At 63.2% G+C, this 18,058-nt stretch carries 15 protein-coding genes; 4 read left to right on the top strand and 11 right to left on the bottom strand.

The window, feature by feature from the left end:
• Entirely contained in the window at positions 1–1,194 is a 1,194-nt protein-coding gene (locus tag ACIQLI_RS00325; RefSeq protein WP_400383826.1) for a CynX/NimT family MFS transporter, read from the top strand.
• Between the two features lie 254 nt (positions 1,195–1,448).
• Here ACIQLI_RS00325 and aceB read toward each other — a convergent pair whose 3' ends face one another.
• The gene (aceB, locus tag ACIQLI_RS00320; protein WP_400383823.1) at positions 1,449–3,101 is read right to left on the bottom strand and encodes a malate synthase A; all 1,653 of its coding nucleotides are present in this window, start codon (positions 3,099–3,101) and stop codon (positions 1,449–1,451) included.
• A 425-nt stretch (positions 3,102–3,526) separates the two neighbouring features.
• On the bottom strand, positions 3,527–4,843 hold the full coding sequence (gene aceA / locus ACIQLI_RS00315) for an isocitrate lyase (RefSeq protein ID WP_354229111.1): 1,317 nt from the start codon (positions 4,841–4,843) through the stop codon (positions 3,527–3,529).
• 172 nt (positions 4,844–5,015) lie between these two features.
• Here aceA and ACIQLI_RS00310 point away from each other — a divergent pair, with 172 nt between their 5' ends.
• Entirely contained in the window at positions 5,016–6,503 is a 1,488-nt protein-coding gene (locus ACIQLI_RS00310) for a helix-turn-helix domain-containing protein (protein ID WP_354229113.1), read from the top strand.
• 146 nt (positions 6,504–6,649) lie between these two features.
• Entirely contained in the window at positions 6,650–7,954 is a 1,305-nt protein-coding gene (locus ACIQLI_RS00305) for a serpin family protein (RefSeq protein WP_400383820.1), read from the top strand.
• Here the strand turns inward: ACIQLI_RS00305 and ACIQLI_RS00300 are convergent.
• Positions 7,951–8,565 carry a TetR/AcrR family transcriptional regulator gene (locus ACIQLI_RS00300; RefSeq protein ID WP_400383817.1) on the bottom strand — a complete coding sequence of 205 codons (615 nt, stop codon included), beginning with the start codon at positions 8,563–8,565 and terminating at the stop codon, positions 7,951–7,953. The two genes, ACIQLI_RS00305 and ACIQLI_RS00300, sit on opposite strands and share 4 nt — an antisense overlap.
• A gap of 300 nt (positions 8,566–8,865) precedes the next feature.
• Between ACIQLI_RS00300 and ACIQLI_RS00295 the strand changes: the two genes are divergently transcribed.
• Positions 8,866–9,798 carry a cytochrome b/b6 domain-containing protein gene (locus tag ACIQLI_RS00295; RefSeq protein WP_400383814.1) on the top strand — a complete coding sequence of 311 codons (933 nt, stop codon included), beginning with the start codon at positions 8,866–8,868 and terminating at the stop codon, positions 9,796–9,798.
• A 69-nt stretch (positions 9,799–9,867) separates the two neighbouring features.
• On the opposite strand, the gene ACIQLI_RS00290 is transcribed toward ACIQLI_RS00295, so the two are convergent.
• The 8 genes from ACIQLI_RS00290 to ACIQLI_RS00255 all read right to left on the bottom strand — a co-directional run bounded on the left by ACIQLI_RS00290 (position 9,868) and on the right by ACIQLI_RS00255 (position 17,966).
• Positions 9,868–10,704 carry a hydroxymethylpyrimidine/phosphomethylpyrimidine kinase gene (locus ACIQLI_RS00290; protein WP_400383811.1) on the bottom strand — a complete coding sequence of 279 codons (837 nt, stop codon included), beginning with the start codon at positions 10,702–10,704 and terminating at the stop codon, positions 9,868–9,870.
• 51 nt (positions 10,705–10,755) lie between these two features.
• Entirely contained in the window at positions 10,756–11,742 is a 987-nt protein-coding gene (locus ACIQLI_RS00285; protein ID WP_400383808.1) for a TAXI family TRAP transporter solute-binding subunit, read from the bottom strand.
• Positions 11,735–13,150, bottom strand: a complete 1,416-nt coding sequence (locus ACIQLI_RS00280) for a sensor histidine kinase (protein WP_400383806.1) — start codon at positions 13,148–13,150, stop codon at positions 11,735–11,737. Before ACIQLI_RS00280 ends, ACIQLI_RS00285 begins: the two co-directional genes overlap by 8 nt.
• Positions 13,147–13,809 (bottom strand): response regulator transcription factor, encoded by a 663-nt coding sequence (locus ACIQLI_RS00275; protein ID WP_354229129.1) that lies wholly within the window; start codon positions 13,807–13,809, stop codon positions 13,147–13,149. The genes ACIQLI_RS00280 and ACIQLI_RS00275 overlap by 4 nt, the downstream gene beginning before the upstream one ends.
• Positions 13,810–13,939: 130 nt before the next feature.
• Positions 13,940–15,361: an MFS transporter gene (locus tag ACIQLI_RS00270; protein WP_400383803.1), complete on the bottom strand. Its 1,422-nt coding sequence runs from the start codon at positions 15,359–15,361 to the stop codon at positions 13,940–13,942.
• Positions 15,362–15,857: 496 nt separating this feature from the next.
• Positions 15,858–16,313: a hypothetical protein gene (locus ACIQLI_RS00265; RefSeq protein WP_400383801.1), complete on the bottom strand. Its 456-nt coding sequence runs from the start codon at positions 16,311–16,313 to the stop codon at positions 15,858–15,860.
• 79 nt (positions 16,314–16,392) lie between these two features.
• Entirely contained in the window at positions 16,393–17,307 is a 915-nt protein-coding gene (locus tag ACIQLI_RS00260) for a TIGR01777 family oxidoreductase (protein ID WP_400383798.1), read from the bottom strand.
• On the bottom strand, positions 17,304–17,966 hold the full coding sequence (locus tag ACIQLI_RS00255) for a TetR family transcriptional regulator (RefSeq protein ID WP_354229140.1): 663 nt from the start codon (positions 17,964–17,966) through the stop codon (positions 17,304–17,306). The genes ACIQLI_RS00260 and ACIQLI_RS00255 overlap by 4 nt, the downstream gene beginning before the upstream one ends.
• Positions 17,967–18,058 lie beyond the last annotated feature (92 nt).

Below are 18,058 nucleotides of genomic sequence, written 5' to 3'. Positions count from 1 at the left end.
ATGAGCCGGTTCCTCGCCAAAATTCCCCGCGGCTGGCTGATCCTTGCGTGCATCGGCCTCATAGCCTTGAACATGCGCGGGCCGTTTGTGGCAGTGGCTCCCGTGGTCGATTCGCTGCAGCAGGACCTCGGGTTCTCGCCTGTAGAGCTTGGACTGCTGACTGGCATTCCCGTGCTGTGCTTCTCGCTTGCTTCTCCGTTGGCTTCGCTGGCGGGACGCCGGTTCGGGGCCGAGTTCGCCGTGATGCTCACGTTGCTCGGAGTGTTGGCCGGCGTGATCATCCGCTCCAGCGGTGGCGGGGCTTCGGTGATGGTGGGCACGGTGGTCATTGGCGTGGCCATCACCATCGGCAACATCGCGGTGCCGCTCATTATCCGGCGCGACTTTGCACCCCGGCGCCAGGCGACCGCGATGGGCGTTTACACCGCCGCGCTGAATGTTGGCTCCTTCCTCACCTCCGTGGCTACCGCGCCCCTTGCTGAGCTGGTGGGATGGCGGCTTTCCCTCGCGGCCAGTGCTCTGCTGGCTTTGGTCGCGATCCTGTTTTGGGTTCCCACGGTCGGTGCGCGGCGCGCGTTTGTTCCCCTTGCGGTTCCTGCTCCTCCTGCTTCCTCGGCCGGTCGCGTTGCGGGTGTGCGCTGGCTGACTGTGGGCCTCACACTCGGTTTTGCGGGTCAGGCGTTCTCCTACTACGGGGTTACGGCCTGGCTCCCGAGCTTCCTCTCCGACGAACTCGCCATGGGCACCGCCGAAGCCGGGGCTGGATCCTCGCTGTTCCAGATCTTCGCGATTGTGGGCGGCCTGGGCGTACCGCTTCTGGCCCGTTTCGCCAGTACGACGGCGGTTGCGGTCACCTTGAGCGCGCTGTGGCTGACCGTACCATTCGGATTGTTGCTGGCACCTTCGTGGTGGTGGATGTGGTCCTCGTTGGGTGGTATTGCCCAAGGCGGCGGGATCACGGTGATCTTCATAGCCATCATCAAGTTCGCCCAGTCCCAGGCCGCCGCCGGCAGGATGTCCGCCGTGGTGCAGGGGGTGGGCTACTGCTTCGCTGCATTGGCTCCCACTGCCATTGGATTCGTGCACAGTGTCACCGACGGCTGGACGGTGCCGCTGTTCGTGATCCTCGGCTCGGTGCTCACGTTCTGTGTGTGCACTACCTTGTCCGTGCGCTGGGTGGCCCGGCAGCGCTAGGTTTGCCCGCGCGCGTGGTGAGCTGGCCGCGCGTGGCGAGCGCCGCCGTCGTGCGCTGCCCGATTCGATGGGTAGCTGCGGATTGGACGGTAGGAGACATCTAATGTGCAGTAAGCCATCGAAATGGAGTGGGCGGGCGAAGGGCATGGGTAAGCCCCGCTGCTGGGCTGCCTCCCCGACGGTCGGGGTCACTTGTTGCGAAGAGTGCAGGCAGCCCAGCGTCGGGGCTTGGTGTGTCGCTGGCCAGTGAAAAGCTAGGCGGCGACGAGTTCCTCCTGCGTGGCCTCTTCACGGGCCTCGGTGAGGAAACGGGCGTACGCGGGGATGGTCAGGAAGGTGGGGAATTCTTCGGCCAGGGTGACCTCTTCGAAGATGGCGCGGGCATCCGCGAACCGGTCTCCGTCGAAGCGTTCCAGGCGGGCGTATTCCTCGTCCAGGAGGTCCTCTACCCATTCACGGGTGATGACGTCACCGTTCTCGATGATGGCGTGGGAGTGGATCCACTGCCACAACTGGGACCGGGAGATCTCCGCGGTGGCGGCGTCTTCCATGAGGTTGTGGATGGCCACAGCCCCGTTGCCCCGCAGCCAGGACTCGATGTAGCGAATGCCTACCTCGATGTTCAGGCGAACCCCGCCCTCGGTGATGGTTCCCTCGGTGCTGGCGATGTCGATCAGCGCGCGGTCATCGGGGGTGACATCCTCGCGGGAGCGATCCAACTGGTTGGGGCGGTTTCCGAGAACTGAGTCGAACACTTCCCGGCATACCGGCACCAGGTCCGGGTGGGCCACCCATGAACCGTCAAAGCCGTCGTTGGCCTCGCGGGTTTTGTCCGCACGGACCTTCTCGAACGAAGCGGTGTTGGCTGCCTCGTCCTTGCGGTTGGGAACAGCAGCCGCCATGCCCCCAATGGCCATGGCACCACGACGGTGGCATGCCCTGACCAGCTGCTCCGTGTAAGCACGCATGAACGGCTGGGTCATGGTCACCTGGCCGCGGTCCGGGAGCACGAAACGCGGGCCGCGGGTACGGAAGTTCTTGATCAGGGAGAAGATGTAGTCCCACCGGCCGGCGTTCAAACCGCTCGCGTGGTCCCGCAGTTCGTAGAGGATCTCTTCCATCTCGAACGCGGCCGTGATGGTTTCGATCAACACCGTGGCACGGATGGTGCCCTGCGGGATACCCAGCAGGTCCTGGGCCAGGACGAAGATGTCATTCCACAGCCGGGCTTCAAGGTGGTTCTCGATCTTCGGCAGGTAGAAGTACGGGCCCTTGCCCTGGGCCAGCAGGCGGCGGGCGTTGTGGAAGAAGAAGAGCCCGAAGTCCACAATGCCGCCGGCGATCGGCTTTCCGTCGATCAGCAGGTGCTTCTCCGGCAGGTGCCAGCCACGAGGACGGACCACGATGGTGGGCAGGTCCCCGGCAGCCTTGAGCTTGTATTCCTTGCCCTCAGGGGAGGTGAAATCGATGCGCCGCTCCAAAGCATCGGTCAGGTTCAGCTGCCCCTGGATCACGTTGCGCCACGTCGGCGTGGACGAGTCTTCCATGTCAGCGAGCCAGACCTTCGCGCCGGAGTTCAGGGCGTTGATGGTCATCTTCTTATCCACAGGACCCGTGATCTCCACGCGACGATCCTCCAAGCCCGGTGCCGGGGGAGCCACGCGCCAGGACGGGTCATTCCGGATGCCCTCAGTCTGCGGCAGGAACCGCGGGTCCTGCCCACTGGAAATCTGGTTGCGGCGTGCATGACGTGCCTGCATCAGCTCCTGACGACGATCCGCCGTAGCCCTGTGCAACTTGCCAATGAACTCAAGGGCGTCCGGCGTGAGGACCTCGTTCTGCCGGCACATGGGCTGCGCGGTGATAGTGATGCCATTGATAGTGAAGTTGTCAGTGAAGCTGTTCATTTCAATCTCCTTGAGAAGCAAATGTTCGACGGCGGCGCCTGGCTGGCTTGGGTGCCGGGTTGGGTCCGGCCTTCGGACCGGAATTGCTCTGCCTGCTATTCCCCTTATGCGGGTCTGACCTCGCTGAGCGAGGACAAACCCTGATAAGGGGGCCCTTTTACGCAGGCTGCCGCAATACCGGCCTCTTCGGCCTGGTGCCTGCCTCCCCGATACCGATCGACCCAACGGTCGAACAAGGTGATCCGGAAGCGTGCGTAAAAGGGGCCCTGTCCCCGCCGTCGACCGAGCTTTGCGAGGTCTATCGGCGGGGACGGGGAATAGCACGCGGAGGATTGCCTTGTTCGACCTCCGCAGGCAGAGCGTTGCCGGTCTGTAGGCCGGAGGTGACGACCGGCAGCGGAGCCGGGGACCGCCGTCGTAAGTGGTTAGTGGAACTGGCCCTCTTCGGTCGATCCGACCAGTGCGAGGGTGGATGCGTTCGGGTTGAGCGCGGTGGCGATGTCGTCGAAGTAGCCGGTGCCGACTTCGCGCTGGTGCTTCGTAGCGGTGTAGCCGCGGGACTCTGAGGCGAATTCCTTTTCCTGGAGCTCGACGTAGGCACTCATTCCTTCACGGGCGTAACCGTGGGCGAGGTCGAACATGGAGTAGTTCAGGGCGTGGAAGCCGGCCAGGGTGATGAACTGGAACGTGAAGCCCATGGCACCGAGTTCGCGCTGGAACTTGGCGATGGTGGTGTCATCCAGGTGCTTGCGCCAGTTGAAGGACGGGGAGCAGTTGTAGGAGAGCATCTGGTCCGGGAAGTCGGCTTTGACCGATTCGGCGAACTTGCGGGCCAGTTCCAGGTCCGGGGTGCCGGTCTCCATCCAGATGAGGTCGGAGTACGGTGCGTAGGCCTTGGCACGGGCGATGCAGGGTTCGATGCCGTTGCGGACCTTGTAGAAGCCCTCAGCGGTACGCTCGCCGGTGGTGAATTCCTGGTCGCGCTCGTCAACGTCGGAGGTAATCAGCGTTGCCGCTTCGGCGTCCGTGCGGGCGATCACCACGGTGGGGGTGCCTGCGACGTCGGCTGCCAGGCGGGCTGCGTTCAGGGTCCGGATGTGCTGCTGGGTGGGAATCAGGACCTTGCCGCCCAGGTGGCCGCACTTCTTTTCGGAAGCGAGCTGGTCTTCCCAGTGAACGCCGGAGGCGCCGGCGGTGATCATGGATTTCATGAGTTCGTAGGCGTTCAGCGGGCCACCAAAGCCTGCTTCGGCGTCGGCGACGATTGGGACCAGCCAGTCCTCGACAGTCTTGACGCCCTCGGCGTATTCGATCTGGTCTGCGCGGAGCAGGGCATTGTTGATGCGGCGGACCACCTGGGGTACCGAGTTGGCCGGGTACAGGGACTGGTCCGGGTAGGTCTGGCCTGAGAGGTTGGCGTCTGCTGCCACCTGCCAGCCGGAGAGGTAGATCGCGCGGAGGCCGGCCTTGACCTGCTGCACGGCCTGGTTGCCCGTCAGTGCGCCCAAAGCATTGGTGTAACCGCCGGTGGGAGCTTCCTCGGTAAGCTGCTTCCACAGCTTCTCCGAACCGCGGCGGGCCAAGGTGTGTTCTTCGGAGACGCGACCGCGGAGGCGGACGACGTCAGTAGCCGAGTAATCACGGGTGACGCCTTCCCACCGCGGGTTGGCGGACCATTCAAGTTCCAGCGCTGCGGCCTGCTGCTCTGCGGACTGCTCTGCGGGTTCAAATGATGCGGTCATTTTTGATCTCCTATGTGGTGCCCGGGCCGGCCTCCGCTGCGCCTTTGCTGCATCGGCCGGCTTGTCCGGGATCTGTATTTCTTTTTCGTAAGTCCTACTTTTCTGCACTTCCAAGAGGGTTACTAGAGGAAAACTATGGAAAGAAACGCACTTCTTCGCGTATTCTCAAGAAATGTCGCCTGTGAGCTGGAATCGTGAAGTCGCATCGCCGTCGTTGTCGCCTGCGTCCCCTGAACTGGACGTCATCAGCCTTGGCCGCCGCGTGCGGCACCTGCGAAAGCAGGCCGGGCTGACGCTGGACGACTTAAGTGCCGCCGTCGGGACCGCACCGAGCCAGCTGAGCCTGATTGAAAACGGCAAGCGGGAACCCAAACTGGGATTGCTGCAGCAGTTGGCCGCGTCACTGAATGTGAGCATCGACCAGCTGCTGGGGGCCGAGCCGCCGAGTCGCAGGGCGGCATTGGAAATCGAGCTCGAGCGGTACCAGCGCGGGCCGCTCTATGAGTCCCTCAACCTGCCGAAAATCCGCATCAGCTCGCGGCTTCCGCTGGACGTGCTGGAGTCACAGGTGGGGCTGCTTCAGGAGCTCGAACGCAAACTTAATGAGCAAGTTGCGACGCCGGAAGAAGCCCGCCGCGCGAACGGCGAGTTGCGTGCCATGATGCGCGAGCGCGGTAACTATTTCCCCGAGTATGAGGCCGAGGCGCAAAAGGTCCTCAAAGGGGTTGGCTACACCGCCGGGCCGCTGAGCCAGCACGTGATTGCGGACATCGCCGAGAACCTTGGATTCTCCCTGCACCATGTGGGCGATTTGCCGCACTCGACACGGTCCGTGACGGACTTGAAGAACCGCAGAATTTATCTGACGCAGAACCAACGCCAGGATCACGATCCCCGGTCAGTCCTCCTGCAGGCGCTGGGCCACTACGTCCTGGGGCATGAAACTCCGCGGAACTACGGCGATTTCCTGGCGCAACGTGTGGCCACCAACTACTTCGCCGCGGCTCTGTTGCTGCCGGAACAGGCAACGGTGGAGTTCCTCCAGAAGGCCAAGGCCGCCAAGGAAATCGCCGTGGAGGACATTCGCGATGCTTTCGCCGTGTCCTACGAAACTGCCGCCCACCGCTTCACCAACCTGGCCACCAAGCACCTGGGCATCACCACGCATTTCCAAAAGACCCACCAGTCCGGCATCATCTACAAGGCGTACGAGAACGACGGCGTCACGTTCCCGCAGGACCACACCGGGGCCATTGAAGGGCAGCCATCGTGCAAAGCGTGGACCTCGCGTGCGGTGTTCGATGTGCCGGACAAGTTCAGCGCCTACAGCCAGTACACGGACACGCCATCGGGCACTTACTGGTGTACGGCGCGGACAGAGCGCTCGGCTGCCGGTGAATTTTCCTTGAGCATCGGCGTCCCGTATCAGCACGTGAAGTGGTTCCGCGGCCGGGAAACTACAGCCCGGGCCACGTCCAATTGCCCCGATCCCAACTGCTGCAAACGGCCGCCGGCCTCCCTCGCCAACGAGTGGGCGGGCAACGCGTGGCCCTCCGCCCGGGCCCATTCGCACCTGCTCGCCGCGATGCCTCCCGGCGCCTTCCCTGGCGTGGACGAGACCGAGGTGTACAGCTTCCTGGCCGCCCACTCCGAGCGCTGACCCCCACCCTCTCTCACATTCCGCGTGCTTGAGCGGATCCCTCTCTCACATTCCGGCAACATTTGGCGATCCCCCTCTCACTTCGCGTGAGTTCGGACGTCAAAAGGGGCACCATGTGAGGACAACGCCAAGCAGGGGGATGCGCCATGAATTCAGTCCGTAAGGTGGCCGCGGCCATCGCGGCAGCCGCCATGGTGAGCGGTTCTGCGACTCTCAGTGCCTGCGCGCCCCAAACAGCCGACGTCGGGCTCTTAACCGCCGACGGCGTGACACGGGCTTCGGTTCAATCGGCGGACTACTCTGCGCAGCTTGTAGCTTTCAACGCGTCCGCGCGCAAGCTCGGTGCCGCCTTGCTCGCCGATGGCGGCGACTCATCCAACGGAAACGTCGTGTCATCGCCGGCAAGCCTGTTGATCGCGTTGAGCATGCTCCGCGCGGGTGCCTCGGGTGCCACGGCCGCGGAGATGGACTCAGCGCTGGGGTTGCCCGCCGAGGGGCGCGACGAAGCGATGAACGCACTGCTCGCCTCCCTGGAAAAGTTCGACGGCGACCCCGGCTCGGTGGACGAAGACGACCCGCCGCGCAAACCAGTGATGCATGCTGCCAACGGGCTGTTCGTGGACAAAGGCGTGCCCACCGGCGAAGCCTTCCTTTCCACGCTCGCCAAACATTTCGGCACGGGGGTGTACCCGGTGTCGTTCAAAGATGAGGCGGTGACCAAACCGGCCATCGATCGCTGGGTCAGCGGGAACACCGGGGGCCGGATCAAGGAAGCACCCGCACAATACGATCCCGAGAACACCTTCAGCCTGCTCAACACGCTCTATTTCGCAGCTGCCTGGCAGGCGCCGTTCGACGCAAGCGACACCTGGGATGCGCCTTTCACCAAGGCTGGCGGGGAAGTCGTCGAGGTTCCGGCCATGAGCGCCCTGCTGGGGCTGGCCTACGCAGGAGGCCCCGGGTGGAAAGCCGTGGACCTGCCGTACGCCGAGGGCTTCGTGATGCGGCTGATACTGCCCGACGGCGGTGCGTCGGGTTCGGCTGGTCCGGCTGCGGTTTCTCCGGAGGTGCTTGGTGAGGTGGCGGCCAGGTTGAGCGGCGCCCCTTTGGATATGGTCCACCTTCAGCTACCCAAGTGGGACCACAAGACAACATTCGACCTACGGAAGGTCTTCGAAACACTCGGGCTTAACCAGATGCTGGACACGGACAAGGACTTCAACGCCATTCAGCCGGACATGAAACTGACTCAGGCTGCGCAGGCCGCCAACATTACGGTTGCGGAGAAGGGGACCATCGCCTCGGCCGTCACCCAGCTTAACGCCGTGGGCTCAGCCGCAGCGCCCGAACCCCAACGTGAGCTGATCCTCGACCACCCGTTCCACTACGAGATCGTGCACGTGGAGACCGGCATGCCGCTGTTCACGGGCTGGGTGGCGGACCCGCGCTAGCGGATCAACCGCTGCACCAGCACCGCCGCGGCGTGGACAACCTCGTCGGCCTCGTGCTTGGTGGCGCTGAGGGCAACTTCCTGCCCGGACACGGTGACGATGTCCGTGATGACAGCGACCGTGAGGCGGCCCAAGGTGTCGTCGCCGGCCCCCAGGAGCACGGTGTTTTGGCGGACCCATTCGCGTCCGCGCTCGCGTCGTAGGACCTCGAAGCCCGGGGGAGTGTCGCCTTCGATGAACACGCGCTCAAGGTCGCGGTGTTTCCAGGTGTAGTCGAAGTAGCTGCGGCTGCCTACGTTGAACAGCGCGAGGGGATCGTTCTCGCCGCCTTTGCGGGCTTTGGCCACTGCCGCGGCCACCAGGCGCTCGTGCTCGTTTTGATAGTCGTCCCACAGAGCAAGGAAGAGTTCTGTCTTACCGCCGAAGTGGTGATAGAGGCTGCCTACGCTGGATCCCGCGCGGGCCACGATGTCCGAGATGCTCGCATCGGTGAAGCCATGCTCGACGAATACATCGCTGGCTGCGTCCAGGAGATTGCGCTGGGTGGCTGCTGTTCGGGTCCATTGCCAGGAGCCCGTGGTGCTGGCTACTTCGGATGTTTTGCGGACCATGCAGGCTCCTCTCCCAAGCGGGGCGTAGACCGGTGTGTCGTACCGCCTATTTCTGGAATCCTACCCTCGAGAGAATCCACATAGCCAACATCAAGCCTTGACTGGCTAAGGAAAAACAGGAAATAATTCTGGAAGTCTGTTCTAGAAATATGTATTGCGGCATGTATCCGAATGCTGCGATTTTTGACGTCGGACGCCCCGAAACCCGGGTGCCGTTTTCACCGTCGGGCTGCAACTGGTTGAATCGCTATATAGCGCCAACTGGTCGCAGCCAAACAAGCCAGAGAGGAACGCGGCCTGATGTCCGTTTCAAGCAAGTCGTCCGGGATCACGTCGAACAGGTGGTTCAAACCCGTCGTCGTCACCGCAGGAGCTTTGGTGGTGGCACTGATCCTCGTGCTCGTTGCGCAATGGCTCCGGACTCTCCAGCCCGTGCAGCAATTCCTCACCGACTACCCCGGACACTCGGCCGTTCCCGAAGGCGCCCCCACGGGCTTCCCCGCCTGGCTTGGCTGGCAGCACTTCCTCAACATGTTCTTCATCGTCCTGATCATCCGTTCGGGCTGGCAGGTGCGGACCACCACCCGCCCGGCGGCCAACTGGACGCGGAACAACAAGGGCTTCATCAAGACCAAGAACCCGCCTACCAAGATCAGCCTGGACCTCTGGTTCCACCTGACCCTGGACGCGCTCTGGGTCTTGAACGGCATCATCTTCATCGTGTTGCTCTTCGCCACGGGACAATGGCTGAGGATCGTGCCCACCAACTGGGACGTCTTTCCCAACGCAATCTCCGCCGGCCTGCAGTACGCATCCCTGAACTGGCCCGTTGAAAACGGTTGGAACAACTACAACAGCCTGCAGCTCCTGACCTACTTCATCACGGTCTTCATCGCCGCGCCGCTGGCCATCATCACGGGCCTTCGGATGTCCGGGGCATGGCCAAAGAAGGCCGCGATCAACAAGTTCTACCCCATCGAGCTGGCCCGGAAGATCCACTTCCCGGTGATGATCTACTTCGTCGCGTTCGTGATCGTCCACGTGACGCTGGTGCTGGCAACAGGTGCGCTGAGGAACCTCAACCACATGTACGCCGCCAACGACGACGCCAGCAGTTGGTGGGGTTTCGGGATCTTCGCAGCTTCCATCGTCTTCACGGCAGCCGCCTGGTTCCTGGCCCGGCCCCTGTTCCTGCGCCCGATCGCCTCACTCATGGGCAAGGTCTCGCGCTAAACCGCACGCACGCTAAAACAGCCGCCCCGGAACACTCCGGGGCGGCTGCTTTGTCTGTATCGAGAGAGGCTAGGACAGAGCCCCACCCTGCCACAGGGCATCAAAGGGAGCGCCGGAGGACACCCGGTTCTTGATGCCGGCGGTGACGAAAGCCTTGGCAGTCCGTGCTGCTTCAAGGGGCGTCGCACCCTTCGCGAGCTCGGCGGTCACGGCGGCGGCCAACGAGCAACCGGCGCCGGAGACGGCAACTTCGCCTACCTTTGGGGCGCGCAGGACTTCCAGCGTCCCGCCGTCGTAGTAGACGTCGACGGCGTCCGGGCCTTCCAGCCGCACCCCGCCTTTGGCGAGGACTGCTGCGCCGCTGATCTCGTGGATGCGGATGGCGGCGGCCTTCAATGATTCTTCGTCTTTAATGGTGAGCCCGGAAAGGGACTCTGCCTCGAAATGGTTCGGAGTGACGAACGTGGCCAGCGGGAGGATCTGCGCCTTCAAAGCCTGGTCAGTGTCCAAGGCATGGCCGGGTTCTTGCCCCTTGCAGATCAGGACCGGGTCCAGCACCACGTGCTTGAAGGATCCGTCGGTCAATGCCTTTTCCACCGCGCTGATGGTTGCCGGGCTTCCGAGCATGCCGATCTTCACAGTGTCCAACACTGACGGTGCGCCGGAAGCGGCGCCATATGCCGCCGTCGTGGCTTCCAGCTGATCTGCAATGACTTGCTGGTCCACCGGTACAAAGCGGTGGTTCCAGTTGTCCTTCGGATTGAAGGAAACGATGCAGGTGAGGTTCGCGATACCGAACACTCCGAGTTCCTGAAAAGTCTTGAGGTCCGCCTGCGCGCCGGCGCCACCGGTCGCTTCAGAGCCGGCGATGGTCAGGGCAATGGCAGGGGCAACGGCTGAAGTCATGGTGTCCATTTTGCCAGTTGCGCGGCTGCCCGCCGATTCCTGGGGTGAGGCTCAGCCGTGCAGCGCCCTGTAGGCAGCCTGCGCCGCCGGATGCAACGGGATGCCCGCGGTATTGATCAGTGTTTCGGGGCTGAGGAACTGTACGCCCGTGCTGGACTTCGGCACCAGATCCTGGGCTTGTTCCACCAGGAGTTCCACGGTTTGCCGGACAACGTGTTCGGCCAGGTCCCTGCGGCAAAGGAGCAGGTTGGCCACACCAACGGTCCAGGCGGCGGGTGCGTTCCCGTAGCTGTTCGCGGGGATGAGGACGCGGTCGTAGAAGAAGCCCGACGCAGCCCGGGTCGCCGGGATGAACTCTGAAAGGTCGAGGAGACGGACACCTGTTTCCTGCGCTGCCGCAGCGATGGGCGCCGTCGGGACGCCGCCGGACTGGATCATGACGTCAATGGAACGGTCCCTCAAGGCGTCCAGCGCCTGATTCAACCCGAGGTTCACTTGCTTCAGAGTGCGCTCCGGCCCAGCAGTTTCCGGAGACAGCCCAGCGGCAGCAATGATGCGCCCGGCCGTGAGGGTGGTTCCCGAGCCCACCTCGCCCACGCCCGCAGTCTTCCCGGCGAGGTCAGCAAAGGTTCGGATCCCGCTGTCCTCCCGAACGATGCAGTGGACGTAGTTCTGGTACACCTTTCCGAGCGCCACCAACTGGCTTTCGCCCTGGCCGGGAGCTGCTTGGGCTGCTGCGTCGGCCAGTGCGACGGCGAGTGTCGCCTCGCCGGAAAAGACCCGCTGAATGTTCTCGAGGCTTCCGCCGGTCGTCACGGCAACTGCCCTCCCAGCGACCCCTTCCCGCTGCAGTAACCCGGCGAGCAGTGTGGCGAACTCAAGGTAGAAGCCACCCGATTCGCCGCCGGCAACGGTGAGTTCCTGGGGGCGGTCCTCTGTGGTGCAGCCTGCTGTCGAAGCGAGCAGGCTGCCGCCTACACCAAACACCAAGGCTGTTTGGAGGATATTTCGCCGGGACAGTTTGAGGGGTTCAGGCATGCGTGTCCTCCTCCGGTTTCACGAACTCAAGGCGTGCCGTCAGGCCATGGGGCTCCCGCGTTTCCAGGACCAGACGCGCCCCGTTCGCCTCCGCCAGCCGTTCCACGATGGTCATCCCCAGCCCGTTGCCAGGGATCTTGCTGTGCTGCGGCGCCCGCCAGAATCTGGTGGTGGACGCGGCGAGCTGATCGGACGGGAGGCCCGGGCCGTCGTCGGAAATCTCGACGGCGGTGCCTCCTTTTGTGGGTTTGCCCGCCACCGTGATGCGGGCGCCCGGGGCGTACTTGATGGCATTGGCAAGGAGCTCACCCACCATGTGCGCAAGGTCGTCGGGGTCGCAGACGATCTGGCCTTCTGACGCACGGCTCTCCAAGGTGAGCTCTGATCCGGCGCGGTGAGCGGCCGGCGTCGCCCGTTCAACCTCGCCTTGCAGAATTGGGTACGGGTCGATGACGGCCAACCGTTGACGTTCCGGTGCTTTTCCAGCCCGGGCAGACCCCTCAAAGGCGCGGTGTTCCGCCGTCGCGAGCTTCAGCACGCCGTCGAGCATTTCTTCCACCCGCTCAAGTTCCGCCACCACGCCGGCTGCCGCGTCTTTGTCGGGCTCGGATCGCAGGGCAAGTTGCAGCAGATCGATCCGCAGGCGCAGCGCCCCCACGGGGTTCCGGAGCTGGTGCGACGTATCGGCAATGAGCCGGCGCTGCGACTCCATGCTCTCGGTCACCGTATCCGCCATGGACGTGAAGGATCGGCTCAGTTCCCGCAGTTCCGGCGGGCCGGCTTCGGGAAGGTGGCCGGTTTTGCCCGTGGCTTCGAGCTCGTGGACTGCCTTGCTGAGCCGGTGGACCGGGCGCAAAACCCACCCCGTGATGCGCGATGCCGCCACGAGCAGCAGCACGCCCAGCGCCACCGCGGCAAGTACGACGGCGAGCCATCGCTCCCGTAGCTTCTGCCGGGCTGCGTCGAGGTCGACTTCAAGGACCACCTCTCCGAGTACCTGGCTGGCTGTGCCGAAGGACCTGGAGATGAAGTCGTTGCCGGTACCGAAAGCGCGGATGGGGTTCAGCGTGGTGTCGCTCAGGTTGAGGCTTGCCCGGTTGAGGGCGTCCTTGACCTCCGAATGGTCCTCGCTGAGACCTCCGGAGCGGAGGGTTTCCTGCTGGAGCCGGATCAGGATTCCCTCGCCATAAAGGTCGGAATAGCGGTCCATCTCCCGCTGAAGTTGGGTTGTGTTGTTGTCCTGCGCGGCGTCACTGGCCAGTTGCGCGAAGCGGTTGAGGGCCGCCACGCGGTTGATCTGCAGTTCCTGTGTGAGCTCCCGGCTGGCCGAGGTCAGGATCACGCTGGATACCGTCACCACAATGATCACCACCATCAGGCTCAGGATGCCGAGGACCCGGGCTTTCACGGTTGCTCGACGCGGTAGCCGACGCCCCGGACGTTGATGATGAACCCGGGAAGTTGGAGCTTGGATCTGAGGCCTGTCAGGTGCACATCCAAGGACCGGGAGTGCGCCAGGAAAGCGTCGCCCCAGAGTGCGTCCAGGATCTGCTCCCTCGTCACCACGGAACCCGCGTTCCTGGCCAGCAGACTCAGGAGGTCGAACTCCGTTGCCGTGAGGGCCAGTTGCCGTTCACCGACGGCGGCCATGCGGCGATCGAGGTCTACTTCCAGGTCTCCAAGGACGATGTTGTGGGGGGTTTGCTGGCCGGAGCGGTTGGTTCTTCTGGTGACGGCTTCGATCCTGGCGAGCAATTCCACGAGTTTCACGGGCTTGACCAGATAGTCGTCAGCTCCGGACCGGAGGCCCAGGACAACGCTTCTCTCGTCATCTCGTGCCGTCAGGATCAGGATGGGAATCTGGGTAACCTGGCGGAGTTTCCTCAGGACGTCCAGACCATCCATATCGGGGAGCCCGAGGTCCAGAAGGATGACCTCGTGCTGCCTGTGCGCCAGCAACGCGTCCTCGCCGCGGGACACCCGTGTGTGCTTATGGCCGGCCGAAGCGACGGCCGCGCTCAAGGCCGACGCCATGGCGTCGTCATCCTCGACGATGAGCACGTGCACGGTCTGGTTCCTTTGGCTTGCTGGGCTTATTCGCGGGTCTGCTCCGCTACTAGAGCTTAACGTTGTGAGGCCCGCTCTGCGCTCTTCGGAGTATCCAAAGCGCGCAGAACGGGCCTCACAAGGCAGCAGGTCAGACGTTGACGAGGTCCTTCTTGTCGTCGTCGTCCTTCGCGGAGCCGTTTACGGCGCCCTTCGCAGCACCCTTGGTCACAAAAGCGTTGCCCTGCTCCGCGTCCAAGTGCGTGGGCTTCTTGTTCTTCAGCGCGAAGATGTACACCAGCAGCGAGATGAAGATCGCAGCCGTGACGTAGGTGAAGAACATGTCCACCTGGCCCGACTTCTGCAGGGCCGCACCGATCAGCGGAACGGTCCCGCCGAACAGCGAGTTGGCAATCGCATAACCGAGTCCTACGCCGAGCGCGCGGATGGATGCCGGGAACAGTTCAGCCTTCACCAGCGCGTTGATGGAGGTGTAGCCGCCAACCATGAGCAGGCCGCCCAGCATCAGCAGGAACGCCATGAACGGATCCTTGGTACCAGCCAGCGTGGACAGCAGCGGCCAAGTAAACAGGACGCCTGTGACGCCGAACCAGATCAGCAACGGCTTGCGGCCGATCTTGTCGGAAATCAGACCGTACACGGGCTGCAGGAGCATGAAGATGAACAGTGCCCAGAAGTTGATGACCGAGGTATCGGTTTTGGCGATGCCCGACGTATCGTTCATGAACTTCAGGATGAAGTTGGTGTACGTGTAGAACGCAACAGTGCCGCCGAGGGTGATGCCGATGCAGATCAGCAACGGCTTCCAGTGCTTGGTCAGCAGCAGCTTCATGGTGCCAGGCTGTGCCTCGCCCTCAACCTTGACGTGGGCTGCGCGGAGCTGATCGGATGACAGGGTCTCTTCCATGGAGCGGCGAAGCCAGAGAACAACCAGCGCAGCCACGCCACCAATAGCGAACGGAATGCGCCAGCCCCAAGCCGTCAGATCTTCCTTGCTCATGGTGTTCTGCAGGATCACCAGCACCAGGAGTGCCAGCATCTGGCCGCCCACCAGCGTCACGTACTGGAAGCTGGAGAAGAAGCCGCGGCGCTTGGCGGTCGCTGCCTCGGACATGTACGTGGCGCTCGTGCCGTACTCACCTCCGACCGAGAAACCCTGCACGACGCGGATGAACACCAGCAGGATCAGGGCCCACAGTCCGATCACGTCCTGCGTTGGCAGGATCGCGATGGCGAACGAACCGGCCGACATCAGCGTCACACTAAGCGTCAGTGCAGCCTTTCGGCCCTTGCGGTCGGCATAGCGGCCGAAGAACCAGCTGCCGATGGGACGCATGAGGAACGACGTCGAGAAGACCGCCATCGCCTCGAGGCCTGCCTGAAGATCGTCCGAAGAGTTGAAGAAATGCGACTGGAAATACGCAGCGAAAACCGTATAAACGTAGAGGTCGAACCACTCCACGAGGTTTCCTGCGGAGCCTTTGAGGATGTTGCTCACGGCTTTGCGTGTCTGGGCGGCTTCGCTCAGAGGTGCAGCTTGTTGGGTGCTCATCAATGAACCTTCCTGGACGGCAGCGTTTTGCGGCGGCCGTGTCTTGCATGAGTTCGTTCTGTCCATGAAGCGGGTGCTCATGGCGTCCTTGCGCATGGCTCTTCGTCGACTAAGAAAGGTCCTCCAAGGTGAAGAGGACATGTTCCAAACTATGGGTGATGCACGGCACAGCCCTAGCTCGCGGGGGATTTCCTAACACTTCCTTAGGTTTCGGATCGCCATTGATGCGGCCCCGGATTCTTGAACGGCAAGGCTCGACGGCGGTTGGGTCCCGACGGCGGTTGGGTCCCGACGGCGGTCGGCGGGCTCTGTCTGGACGGCGGCGGTGCGGCCAGGCATCCGTTGACGCGCCCGGACGCACGCTCTCTCACGTCCCGCGTGCTTGAGCGCGTCCCTCTCTCAGGTCCCTCGGGTTTGATTGCGTCCCTCTCTCACATCCCTCGGGTTTGGGCGTCGGGCCGGGCTGTGATCAGGTCTTCCATGAGTCATAGGCGAACTACGCGGTGAGCGGGTCCGCGTTGTTGATCCGCACGAGCTTCCACGCGGCGAGTCGGCCAACGGCGGCGGCCAAGGCAATCGACGACGAGAAAAGTAGCGGACCGGTCGCTGAAAGTCCGCCAAATGGCGCGCACATGAGCAAACCCCCGGCGAAAAACGCGGCAACGTGAAGCCACTGATTCCGGACTCGCCGCAGGGCCAAACCGAGAAGTGATCCCACTGCGCCACCAATGGCCCACACCGGGAGCAGGCTGTAAACGAAGAAGATGATGGCCCATCCCGGTGCTTGGACGCCCCATAAGACGCAGAATGTCAGGTGCGCTACGGTAATTCCCATAGCCAGCCCCTTGCCACCCAGCACCACCCGGTCTTTCGGACCATAGCGCCACCCAGCGGATGGGCTTCTCGTCGCCAACGAGTACCCATCCTCGTCAGTCCATGGTTCTTGGCTCATGGCCACCTTCCTAACTGATGTGAAAGAGCGTCCGCCGGAAACCCGAGGGATGTGAGAGACGGTTCGCCTCAAGGGGCGGTTATGTGTGAGAGGGTTTGGGGTGCGCGTTGGCAATCTCGTTGAGGGCACCGGCCAGGGTTGGGTGCTCAAAGGCGAAGCCGGCGTCGAGCAGTTTCCGGGGCTCTACCCAGCGGCTCTTCAGCACCAGTTCGGTCTGTGTCCGGATCAGAACGGCACCGGCCTCGAGCAGCCAAGCGGGTGTCGGGACGCCGAAAGGCACACCCAGGCTTTGACGAACCAGGGACATCAGCTCGCGGTTGTCCACGGGGTAGGGCGACGCCGCGTTCACCGGCCCCGTCAGCTCACCATGCTCATGCACGAACAGCGCCACACGGAACAAGTCCTCACCATGGATCCAGCTGAACTTCTGCGTGCCCAACCCCATGTGCCCGCCCAAACCGAGCCTGGCCAGGTTCCGGAGAGGGACCATGACACCGCCGGCACCCAAGACAATAGCAATGCGAAGGGGCACTTTCCGCGTGCGAGGAACAGCAGCCGCCGCCAACTCGTCCTCCCAGGCGCGGGCAACGTCCACAGAGAACCCGCTACCCAATTCGCCGGTAGCCTCAGATTGCGGACCATCTTCCGCATGCCGGTAAATGGTGCCCGTACTGGAGTTGATCCACGTCCGGGGTGGTTCGGCACACGCCGCCACGGCGCCGCCAAGAATGCGAGTCGTGAGAACCCGGGAGTCCAGAATCTCCCGGCGATGCCGCTCGTCGTACCGGCAATTCACGGAGCGTCCGGCGAGGTTCACCAACAGTTCGGCGCCGTCCAGCACTTTGGTGATGGCGCCGTCGTCGTTCCATTGCGCGTCTGCCGAAGCGTCCCGCCCAACGGTCCGGACCTGCCAGCCCTCCTCAAGGAACCGCCGTTTGAAGTAGCTGCCAATGAAGCCGGTGGCACCGGCGATCACCACGGTCCGAGGCATCACGCATCCTCCTTGACGTTCCGGACGAGCCCCAGGACATCGTCGAACACCTTGCTGACACCCGGAATCTTCGCCAGTGACAGGCCGCGCGCCACCAGCGGAGCGGCGCCGTCAATCAGTTTCCGCGTACGGCGCTGGCCCTCAGATTGGTCGTAAACCCAGAACAGTGCGACGCCCATGTACGCCAGCCACAGCAGCTCGGGAAGATCGCCACGCAGCTTCTTCGCGACGGCAGGGGAGGAACCTTCGACGGCGGACCGGAAGATCGCGAGCGAGGCCTCGCGGGCGGCGGTGGACGCTTCGCCGAACGGGTTGACGGGCGACGACGGCCGAATCGCGGTTGCGATGAAGTCGGAACCGAACTGGTGGTACGGCGCCATAACGTCGATGCCCGTGTGCAGCACTGCCTTCAGGCGGCCCGCGAGATCCTGGACGTTTTTGAGCGCCTGCGCCGCCACCACGGCATGCTCATCCTGCACTTGGATGTACAACTCCTGGACGAGCTCGTCCTTGGAGGCGAAGTAGTAGTAGGCGTTGCCGACGGAGATCCCGGCTTCCTGGGCAATGGCGCGCATGGTGGTCTTTTCAAAGCCGACCTCGCGAAACATTTTCAGCGCGACATCGGCCACTAATTGGCGGGTCTGCTCACTCTTTGCTGCCATGGTGCCGCTCCCTGGGAGATGTTTTGAACGTGTTCAAGATTGAGTATGACATATTTCTGAACGTGTTCAAAAGTGAGTGTGAGTGAGCGTTG

This window comes from Paenarthrobacter sp. NPDC091669, from assembly GCF_044756725.1.
Taxonomy (GTDB): domain Bacteria; phylum Actinomycetota; class Actinomycetes; order Actinomycetales; family Micrococcaceae; genus Arthrobacter; species Arthrobacter bambusae_C.
This window is presented reverse-complemented; position numbering and strand designations above follow the sequence as displayed.

Bases quoted from the DNA above. Each gene is read 5' to 3' on its own strand.
- ACIQLI_RS00325 (WP_400383826.1), top strand. From the start codon at position 1: ATGAGCCGGTTCCTCGCCAAAATTCCCCGCGGCTGGCTGATCCTTGCG.
- aceB (WP_400383823.1), bottom strand. From the start codon at position 3,101: ATGAACAGCTTCACTGACAACTTCACTATCAATGGCATCACTATCACC.
- aceA (WP_354229111.1), bottom strand. From the start codon at position 4,843: ATGACCGCATCATTTGAACCCGCAGAGCAGTCCGCAGAGCAGCAGGCC.
- ACIQLI_RS00310 (WP_354229113.1), top strand. From the start codon at position 5,016: ATGTCGCCTGTGAGCTGGAATCGTGAAGTCGCATCGCCGTCGTTGTCG.
- ACIQLI_RS00305 (WP_400383820.1), top strand. From the start codon at position 6,650: ATGAATTCAGTCCGTAAGGTGGCCGCGGCCATCGCGGCAGCCGCCATG.
- ACIQLI_RS00300 (WP_400383817.1), bottom strand. From the start codon at position 8,565: ATGGTCCGCAAAACATCCGAAGTAGCCAGCACCACGGGCTCCTGGCAA.
- ACIQLI_RS00295 (WP_400383814.1), top strand. From the start codon at position 8,866: ATGTCCGTTTCAAGCAAGTCGTCCGGGATCACGTCGAACAGGTGGTTC.
- ACIQLI_RS00290 (WP_400383811.1), bottom strand. From the start codon at position 10,704: ATGACTTCAGCCGTTGCCCCTGCCATTGCCCTGACCATCGCCGGCTCT.
- ACIQLI_RS00285 (WP_400383808.1), bottom strand. From the start codon at position 11,742: ATGCCTGAACCCCTCAAACTGTCCCGGCGAAATATCCTCCAAACAGCC.
- ACIQLI_RS00270 (WP_400383803.1), bottom strand. From the start codon at position 15,361: ATGAGCACCCAACAAGCTGCACCTCTGAGCGAAGCCGCCCAGACACGC.
- ACIQLI_RS00265 (WP_400383801.1), bottom strand. From the start codon at position 16,313: ATGAGCCAAGAACCATGGACTGACGAGGATGGGTACTCGTTGGCGACG.
- ACIQLI_RS00255 (WP_354229140.1), bottom strand. From the start codon at position 17,966: ATGGCAGCAAAGAGTGAGCAGACCCGCCAATTAGTGGCCGATGTCGCG.